Consider the following 8,326-nt stretch of genomic DNA (forward strand, 5'->3'; position numbering starts at 1 on the left):
CGCACCGCGCGGGCGCGGTGGCGCCGTCGCGAAGCAGCCGTACCGGGTCAGTCGTCGTCGCCACCACCGGGCGGCAGGCCCTCGAAGACCTTCTTGCAGTCCGGGCACACCGGCGAACCGGGCTTCGCCGATTTCGTCACCGGGAACACCTCGCCGCACAGCGCCACCACGTACGTGCCCATGACCGCGCTCTCGGCGATCTTGTCCTTCTGCACATAGTGGAAGACCTCGGGGCGGTCGTCCTGGGTCTGATCCGTGGTCTCCGGCCGGACATCGGTTTCCGGAAGCGTCATCGTGCTCATCGCTCCATGATGCCGCACTGCGCGCCGTGCACGCCGCTCACCTCGACCACCGGCCGGATCGGCCCACGCGCAGCGGAGGACCCGGTCAGGAGTCCTCGATCACCCGGTGGGCGCCCGATTCCAGCGCGCGGTCGGAGTGCTGGTAGCGGTTGACCTGTTCGGTCTTGCGCGGCGGGCGGTCGTTGGCGATGAGCACCGCCATCCACGGCAGCGGGATCGAGATCGCCACGATGATCAACGCGAGCCACCAGATCTGGTAGCAGGCCGCACCGGCGATCAAGCACGGGATGCGCAGCGACATCATGATCGCGTACTTGCGGCGCCGCTCCGCCTGCTGATCGTCGTAGGACGGCTGCGCCTCGGTGATCAGCACCGGGGTGTCGTCGCCGTGCTGTGTACTGCTCACGACACCACCTCCACGTCTCCATCGTCCCACTCCGGCATTTCCCTGGACACCCTGGGAGCCCGGTGACCGTCACCGCATTCGGGGCGGGATTCAACGCGGACTTCACACGGCGGCGACGGGGCCGTCCCCCGCCACCGGTAGGTTCGCGGAGCGGGTGAAGCCATCGGCTAGGCGGGGAGGCACGACATGTTCTACATGCTGACCAAGCGGATCGTCGGTTCGGCGGCGCGAGCCGTCTACCGGCCGAAGGTCGTCGGCGCGGAGCAGGTGCCCACCGACGGGCCCGTCATCTTCGCCGTGAACCACCTGTCGGTGGCCGACAGCTTCATCGTGCCCCTCGTGGTCCCGCGGCCGGTCGCGTTCCTCGCCAAGGCCGAGTACTTCCAGGGCCGCGGGTTCAAGGGCGGGCTCACCCGGACCGTGTTCACCTCCCTCGGCGCGATCCCGGTGCAGCGCGGCCGGGGCCGAGCGGCCAAGGAGGCGCTCGGCGCCGCCGAGCAAGTCCTCGCCGACGGCGGCGCGTTCGGCATCCACCCCGAAGGCACCCGCTCGCCCGACGGACGGCTCTACCGCGGTCGCACCGGCGTGGCCCGGCTGGCGCTCAGCGGGAAGGCGAAGGTGGTGCCGGTCGCGCTCAGCGGCACGGACCGGCTGCTGCCCATCGGGGCGAAGGTCCCGCGGCTCGCCCGGGTCACCGTCCGGTTCGGTGCGGCGCTGGACTTCGAGCGCTACCACGGCATGGAGGGCTCGCTGCCGGTGCTGCGCTCGATCACCGACGAGATCATGTACGCCATCTCGGAGCTGTCCGAGCAGGAGTACGTGGACCGCTACCAGTCGCCGTCGTCCGCGGCGGCCTGACCGGCCCCACCCGCGCCGGGCCGCATCACTTCTGCTTCGCGGCGGCCTTCTGCTGCTTCTTCCACGCGCGGACCTCTTCCAGGGTGTCCTGGTCGAGCACGTCGGCGATGGAGCGGCGGGCGTCCGGATCGCCGTAGGCGCCCGCGGCCTCCCGCCAGCCCTCCGGCGTCACCTGCCACTGCTTGCCCAGCAGCGCCAGGAAGATCCGCGCCTTCTGATCGCCGTACCCGGGCAGCGCCTTGAGCCGGGCGAGCACGCGGGCGCCGTCGGGCTCGCCCTCGGTCCAGATCCGTTCCGGATCGCCCTCGTAGGTCTCCACCAGGTAGGCGCACAGCGCCTGGACCCGCTTGGCCATCGAACCGGGGAACCGGTGGATCGCCGGCGGGGTGGCGCACACCGCGGCGAACTCCTCGGGGTCCATCGCCGCGATCCGGTGCGCGTCGAGCGCGCCGATCCGCTCGACCAGGACCTTCGGCCCGGAGAACGCCTTCTCCATCGGGATCTGCTGGTCCAGGAGCATCCCCAGCAGCAGCGCCAGCGGATCCTCCGAGAGCAGCGCGTCGGCTTCGGCGTTCTGGGTCAGGTGCAGCGTCCGGCTCATGCCCGCAGGATCTCACGCGGCGCGGCGCACGTCCCTGCGCAGGCCGTTCGGGCCCTCGGCCGCAGCGGCCGTCAGGGGCGCGTGTGAGGATCGACCTCGTGATTCCGGATCTTTCAGCTGATCGTCTTGACCGTCTTCGCGCCGCGTTCCAGGAGGTCGGCTACGACGCCGACGGCGTGGTGGAGCTGCTCGGGCCGCTGGCCCACGCAGCGCTGGGGCGCGGCGAGCCCGAACCGGCGCTGCGGGCGACCGCGGACGGCGGCCCGCTGGGCACGCTCGTGCGGCTGTTCCTGCTCGGCGAAGCCGAACCCGCCGCGGACGTGGCGGCGGCGCTGCGCCCGCTGCCGATCGACGAGGCCGTGGCGGGCGGGGTGCTGGCCGCCGACGGCGACTCGCTGCGCGCTGCCGTGGACATCCGCCCGCACAGCGCCGGGCCGGACTCGTGGTGGGTCGTCTCCGACCTCGACGCCGACCTGCGCCCGGACGGCTGGGCCACCGGCGTCGACCACGTGCTCGGCGTCGGGCACGCCTCGATGAGCCTGGTGCGGGCGACCTCCCGCAGGCAGGTCGGCTCGGTGCTCGACGTGGGCACCGGCTGCGGGGTGCAGGCGCTGCACGCGAGCACGCACGCCCAGCGCATCACCGCGACCGACGTGTCCACGCGGGCGCTGGCGCTGGCCGCCGCGACGTTCCGGCTCAACCGCATCGACGTCGAACTCGCCGAAGGCGAGTGGTTCGAACCGGTGCGTGGCCGCCGGTTCGACCAGGTGGTGTGCAACCCGCCGTTCGTCGTCGGCCCACCGCGGACCGACTACGTGTACCGCGACTCCGGCCTGGCCGGGGACGACGCGAGCGCGCTGGTGGTGCGGCAGCTGCCGTCGTTCCTCAATGAGGGCGGCACCGGGCAGCTGCTGGCGTCCTGGCTGCACCGCAAGGGCGAGGACTGGGAGGACCGGGTGTCGCGGTGGCTGCCGCCGGGCGGGGTCGACGCGTGGTTCGTGCAGCGCGACGTGGCCGATCCGGCGCTGTACGTGGGGACCTGGCTGCGCGACGCCGGTTTCGACCCGCGCTCCCCCGCCGGGCGCCGCAAGGCGGCGGAGTGGCTGGACTGGTTCGCCGCCAACGACGTCGACGGCGTCGGGTTCGGATTCGTCACGTTGCGCCGCACCGACGCCGAGCGCGGCGAGGTCGTGTGCGAGGACCTGCGGCAGGCGTTCGACGACCCGCTGGGCCCGGAGAGCGACGCCTGGCTGGGCCGCGTGGACTGGTTGCGCGAGCACGGCTCCGCCGACGGCCTGCTGGGCGCGCGGCTCGTGACGGCGCCCTCGACGGTGCTGGAAGAGGTCGCGACGCACGGCGAGGAGGGCTGGGAGCGGTTCGTGCACCGGCTGCACCGGACCGACGGCCCCGGGTGGCAGCACGAGATCGACGAGCTCGGGACGCGGCTGCTCGCGGGGTGCCAGGGAGCGATGCCGGTCCGAGATCTGGTGGAACTGCTCGCGCTCGGTTCCGGGGAGGACGCCGAGGAGCTTTCCCGCGCGGCGGTGCCGATGCTTCGGGAACTCGTGCGGCACGGAATGGTGATCCCGGCGGAATGGGCGGATGAGGAGTAATGCGCGCGGTGGTCAGCCGGGTCACCGAGGCCTCGGTGCGGGTGGGCGGTGAGACGGTCGGCAAGATCGAAGAACCCGGCCTGCTGGTGCTATTGGGCGTGACCCATTCCGACGGCTCCGAACAGGCCGGGAGAATGGCGCGCAAACTGCACGAGATACGGGCGCTGCGCGACGAGGAGTCCTGCGCCACCACCGGAGCCCCGCTGCTTGTGGTGAGCCAGTTCACGCTCTACGGCGCCACCCGCAAGGGGCGGCGCCCGTCCTGGACCGAGGCGGCCCGGCCTGAGCAGGCCGAACCTCTGGTGGCGGAGGTCGCGCGGCTGCTGCGGGAGCGGGGCGCTCAGGTGGCCACGGGGAGCTTCGGGGCGATGATGGAAGTGGCGAGCGTCAACGACGGCCCATTCACGTTGTTGATCGACGTGTGAATGTAACGCCTGTTCTCAGCTGATCCTCAGACTTCGCGGAGCAACGGATGTGACCGCCGCGACGTCTCTTGGTCGAGCAGTTCGGGAACGAATTCGAGGTCGTGTTCGTTTTCCAGGTATCAAAGCTTCGACAGCCAGGTCTACGAGCCGCCGCCACATCCGATGTGACCCGGCTCAGCGGTGAGTCGAGCGGAGTCCGAACAGAACGTCGTTCTGCTTCGGCACCGCTCGCCCGCCGGGAACACGACTCCGAACCCGACAGCGCACGACACCAGACAGCACAACCGTCACATCCGGACGGCGTGGCATTCGGCCCGCAACACCGAGCGTACGCGTCCTCCACAGCGCCAGGCCGCGCCGTGAGAACGCCCCGCAAGCCAGCCCGTCAGGGAGGGAGCTCAATGACCGTCCCGCAGACCAACACCATGACCGCCGCCACCGACGCCGACCTCGACAACCAGGGCCCCTCGGCCGACCTCGTCCGGGTCTACCTCAACGGCATCGGGCGCACCGCGCTGCTGACCGCGCAGGAAGAGGTCGACCTCGCCAAGCGCATCGAGGCCGGTGTCTTCGCGAAGCACATGCTGGAGACGGACGGCAAGATCTCGCCCGAGCGGCGCAGTGACCTGCGGTCGGTGGTGCGCGACGGCCGGGTGGCCAAGAACCACCTGATGGAGGCCAACCTGCGGCTGGTGGTGAGCCTCGCCAAGCGCTACACGGGGCGCGGCATGCCGCTGCTGGACTTGATCCAGGAGGGCAACCTCGGTCTGATCCGCGCGGTGGAGAAGTTCGACTACACCAAGGGCTTCAAGTTCTCCACGTACGCGACCTGGTGGATCCGCCAGGCCATCACCCGCGGCATGGCCGACCAGTCCCGCACCATCCGGCTGCCCGTCCACCTGGTCGAGCAGGTGAACAAGCTGGCCCGGATCAAGCGCGACCTGCACCAGAAGCTGGGCCGCGAGGCGACCGACGAGGAACTGGCCGAGGAGAGCGGGCTCACCGCGACGAAGGTCTCCGACCTGCTCGACCACTCCCGCGACCCGGTGAGCCTGGACATGCCGGTGGGTGCCGAGGAGGACGCCCCGCTGGGCGACTTCATCGAGGACGCCGAGTCGGCCGACGCGGAGAACGCCGTGATCTCCGGCTTCCTGCAGGACGACCTGCGCCGGGTGCTGGGCACCTTGGAGGAGCGGGAGCAGTCGGTGATCCGGATGCGCTACGGGCTCGACGACGGCCAGCCGCGCACGCTCGACCAGATCGGCAAGGCCTTCGGGCTGTCCCGGGAGCGGGTCCGCCAGATCGAGCGGGAGGTCATGTCGAAGCTGCGCCAGGGCGACCGGGCCGACCGGCTGCGCGCCTACGCCAGCTGACGCCCCTCGCGACAGGAACGTTCGCGTCCGGCCGGTGACTCGGCCGGACGCTCCCCAGGGGAGGTCGGACTCGCCCGATGAGGCAGGTCCGGCCTCTCGCCCGTTCGGGGTCGGTTGCTCAACCGGCGCGGAACTTCTCCCGCCAGCGGTCGATCTCCTCGTCCGTCACCCCGTGGGCCCGCAACCAGCCCGCGGCGTGCTCGTCGTGCTCGGCGAAGCTCTCCAGCACGCCCTCGATGGCCTCCACCGGCGTGGAGATCAGCTCGCGCACGTCCTCCTCGCTGACGCCCGGCGGCAACGCCGGTGCCATTTCCAACCGCTGCAGCACCCGGAACATGTTGCGGTCCGTCCGCACGTAGTCCGCGATGATCGCGTCGGAGCGCACGCCCGCCACGCTGAGCAGCATCGCCGAGACCACTCCGGTGCGGTCCTTGCCCGCCGCGCAGTGCACCAGCACCGGCCCGTCCGCCTCCAGCGCGAGCCGGAACACCCGCACCAGCTTCGCCGCCGCGTCCCGCAGCGCGAGCTGGTACAGCACCGGCAGCGGGTGGGTCACCTCCGTCGAGTGGATGCCCGCGAGCAGTTCGATCTGGTGCACCTCCGCCACATCCGCCAGCGGGTGCGGCGTGCCGTTGAGCTCCGACGCGTCGCGCAGGTCCAGCACCAGCCGCGGCGGCCAGGTGATGCCCTCCGGCTCCCGGTCTCCGGGCTGCGGGGCGTCGCTGCGCAGCACGATCCCCGCACGGGTCGTCCCCTCCCCGGCGGGCATGCCACCGAGATCGCGCAGGTTGACCAGCCCGGCCAGGGCCTCGGACGTCGGATCCGTCGTGGACAAGGGCGTCTCCCATCGGGTCGGCTTCGACCGACAGCGTCGCAGGTGCGCACGGTCACCAACAGACCTGATCCCCGGCGCCGTCCGGTGCGTTAACGTCACGGCATTCCCCGAACGCGCAAAGGAGCGGCGTCGTGACCACCACGTTCGACTACACCGAGGTGCTTCCGCTCGGTCCGGACGACACCGACTACCGGTTGCTCACCACCGAGGGCATCCGCACCGTGGAGGCGGCCGGGCGGCGTTTCCTCGAAGTGGAGCCGAGTGCCCTGACCGCGCTGGCCAGTGCGGCCATCAAGGACATCCAGCACTTGCTGCGGTCCTCGCACCTGGCGCAGTTGCGCGCCATCATCGACGACCCCGAGGCCAGTTCCAACGACCGGTTCGTGGCCACCGACCTGCTGCGCAACGCGTGCGTGTCGGCCGGCGGGGTGCTGCCGATGTGCCAGGACACCGGCACGGCCATCGTCATCGGGAAGCGGACCGAGACGGTGCTCACCGGCGGTGAGGACGAGCAGCGGCTGGCCAGGGGCGTGTTCGACGCCTACCAGGACCTCAACCTGCGTTACTCGCAGATGGCTCCGCTCAACTTCTGGGAGGAGCGCAACACCGGCAGCAACCTGCCCGCGCAGATCGAGCTGTTCTCGAAGGCGGGCACCGACCCGTTCTACGAGTTCCTGTTCATGGCCAAGGGCGGCGGCAGTGCGAACAAGACGTTCCTGTACCAGGAGACGAAGGCGCTGCTGAACCCGACCCGGCTGGCCAAGTTCCTGGAGGAGAAGCTGCGGTCGCTGGGCACGGCGGCCTGCCCGCCGTACCACCTGGCGATCGTCGTCGGCGGCACCTCGGCCGAGCACAACCTCAAGGTCGCCAAGCTCGCCTCCGCCCGCTACCTCGACGAACTCCCGCGGGAGGGCTCGGCGTCCGGGCACGCGCTGCGGGACGTGGAGCTGGAGGCGCAGGTCCTGGAGATGACCCGGCAGTTCGGCATCGGCGCGCAGTTCGGCGGCAAGTACTTCTGCCACGACGTGCGGGTGATCCGGCTGCCCCGGCACGGGGCGTCGCTTCCGGTGGGCGTCGCGGTGTCCTGCTCCGCCGACCGCCAGGCCAAAGCGAAGATCACCCCGGAGGGTGTGTTCCTGGAACAGCTCGAACGGGACCCCGCGAAGTACCTGCCGGAGGTCGGCGACGACCAGCTCTCCGAAGACGTGGTGCGCATCGACCTGAACCGGCCGATGGCGGAGATCCGCGAGGAGCTCACGAAGCTGCCGGTCAAGACGCGGGTGTCGCTGACCGGTCCGCTGGTGGTGGCCCGGGACATCGCGCACGCCAAGATCGCGGAACGGCTCGACGCGGGCGAGCCGATGCCGCAGTACCTGCGGGACCACCCGGTGTACTACGCGGGCCCGGCCAAGACGCCCGAGGGATACGCGTCCGGTTCGTTCGGCCCGACCACGGCCGGGCGGATGGACTCCTACGTGGAGCAGTTCCAGGCGGCGGGCGGCTCGTTGGTGATGCTGGCGAAGGGCAACCGGTCGACCAAGGTCGCCGAGTCCTGCAAGGACAACGGCGGGTTCTACCTCGGTTCCATCGGCGGTCCCGCGGCCCGGCTCGCGCAGGACTGCATCCGCAAGGTCGAGGTCCTGGAATACCCGGAGCTGGGCATGGAAGCGGTGTGGCGCATCGAGGTCGAGGACTTCCCGGCGTTCGTCGTCGTCGACGACAAGGGCAACGACTTCTTCGCCGACTCGACGAAGCCCACGTTGCAGATCTCCTTCGCCCGCTGAGCGAATCCCGCGTGCAGCGCATTCCGGCCCCGCACGCACGACGGCCGGTAGGTGTCGACGGTGCCCGCGATGTCGTCGCGGGCCACCGCCAGCGGCTTGCCGGTGTTCGCGGATTCCAGCCGTGCCAGC

General features: G+C 70.9%; 9 protein-coding genes. 5 read left to right on the top strand and 4 right to left on the bottom strand.

The window, feature by feature from the left end; all coding sequences use genetic code 11:
* Nucleotides 1-47 precede the first annotated feature (47 nt).
* A complete protein-coding gene (locus tag ACWD38_RS17015; RefSeq protein ID WP_224955395.1) occupies nt 48-302 on the bottom strand; it encodes a DUF3039 domain-containing protein in 255 nt (84 codons plus the stop codon).
* Nucleotides 303-387: 85 nt separating this feature from the next.
* On the bottom strand, nt 388-708 hold the full coding sequence (locus tag ACWD38_RS17020) for a DUF3099 domain-containing protein (RefSeq protein ID WP_184477960.1): 321 nt from the start codon (nt 706-708) through the stop codon (nt 388-390).
* A 186-nt stretch (nt 709-894) separates the two neighbouring features.
* On the opposite strand from ACWD38_RS17020, the gene ACWD38_RS17025 reads away from it, so the two are divergent.
* Entirely contained in the window at nt 895-1,566 is a 672-nt protein-coding gene (locus tag ACWD38_RS17025; protein ID WP_184477959.1) for a lysophospholipid acyltransferase family protein, read from the top strand.
* 25 nt (nt 1,567-1,591) lie between these two features.
* On the opposite strand, the gene ACWD38_RS17030 is transcribed toward ACWD38_RS17025, so the two are convergent.
* The gene (locus ACWD38_RS17030; protein WP_184477958.1) at nt 1,592-2,167 is read right to left on the bottom strand and encodes an HhH-GPD-type base excision DNA repair protein; all 576 of its coding nucleotides are present in this window, start codon (nt 2,165-2,167) and stop codon (nt 1,592-1,594) included.
* Nucleotides 2,168-2,265: 98 nt separating this feature from the next.
* Here ACWD38_RS17030 and ACWD38_RS17035 point away from each other — a divergent pair, with 98 nt between their 5' ends.
* The 3 genes from ACWD38_RS17035 to ACWD38_RS17045 all read left to right on the top strand — a co-directional run bounded on the left by ACWD38_RS17035 (nt 2,266) and on the right by ACWD38_RS17045 (nt 5,578).
* Nucleotides 2,266-3,780 carry a DUF7782 domain-containing protein gene (locus ACWD38_RS17035; protein WP_450124402.1) on the top strand — a complete coding sequence of 505 codons (1,515 nt, stop codon included), beginning with the start codon at nt 2,266-2,268 and terminating at the stop codon, nt 3,778-3,780.
* Entirely contained in the window at nt 3,780-4,205 is a 426-nt protein-coding gene (gene dtd, locus ACWD38_RS17040) for a D-aminoacyl-tRNA deacylase (RefSeq protein WP_450124403.1), read from the top strand. Before ACWD38_RS17035 ends, dtd begins: the two co-directional genes overlap by 1 nt.
* 401 nt (nt 4,206-4,606) lie before the next feature.
* A complete protein-coding gene (locus tag ACWD38_RS17045) occupies nt 4,607-5,578 on the top strand; it encodes a sigma-70 family RNA polymerase sigma factor (RefSeq protein WP_184477955.1) in 972 nt (323 codons plus the stop codon).
* A gap of 118 nt (nt 5,579-5,696) precedes the next feature.
* On the opposite strand, the gene ACWD38_RS17050 is transcribed toward ACWD38_RS17045, so the two are convergent.
* Nucleotides 5,697-6,413, bottom strand: a complete 717-nt coding sequence (locus ACWD38_RS17050; RefSeq protein ID WP_184477954.1) for a tyrosine-protein phosphatase — start codon at nt 6,411-6,413, stop codon at nt 5,697-5,699.
* Nucleotides 6,414-6,544: 131 nt separating this feature from the next.
* On the opposite strand from ACWD38_RS17050, the gene ACWD38_RS17055 reads away from it, so the two are divergent.
* Nucleotides 6,545-8,197 carry a FumA C-terminus/TtdB family hydratase beta subunit gene (locus tag ACWD38_RS17055; protein WP_184477953.1) on the top strand — a complete coding sequence of 551 codons (1,653 nt, stop codon included), beginning with the start codon at nt 6,545-6,547 and terminating at the stop codon, nt 8,195-8,197.
* The last annotated feature ends 129 nt before the right edge of the window (nt 8,198-8,326 follow it).

The sequence above is a fragment of the Saccharopolyspora sp. NPDC002578 genome, assembly GCF_053592695.1.

Bases quoted from the DNA above. Each gene is read 5' to 3' on its own strand.
- ACWD38_RS17025 (WP_184477959.1), top strand. From the start codon at position 895: ATGTTCTACATGCTGACCAAGCGGATCGTCGGTTCGGCGGCGCGAGCC.
- ACWD38_RS17015 (WP_224955395.1), bottom strand. From the start codon at position 302: ATGAGCACGATGACGCTTCCGGAAACCGATGTCCGGCCGGAGACCACG.
- ACWD38_RS17045 (WP_184477955.1), top strand. From the start codon at position 4,607: ATGACCGTCCCGCAGACCAACACCATGACCGCCGCCACCGACGCCGAC.
- ACWD38_RS17030 (WP_184477958.1), bottom strand. From the start codon at position 2,167: ATGAGCCGGACGCTGCACCTGACCCAGAACGCCGAAGCCGACGCGCTG.
- dtd (WP_450124403.1), top strand. From the start codon at position 3,780: ATGCGCGCGGTGGTCAGCCGGGTCACCGAGGCCTCGGTGCGGGTGGGC.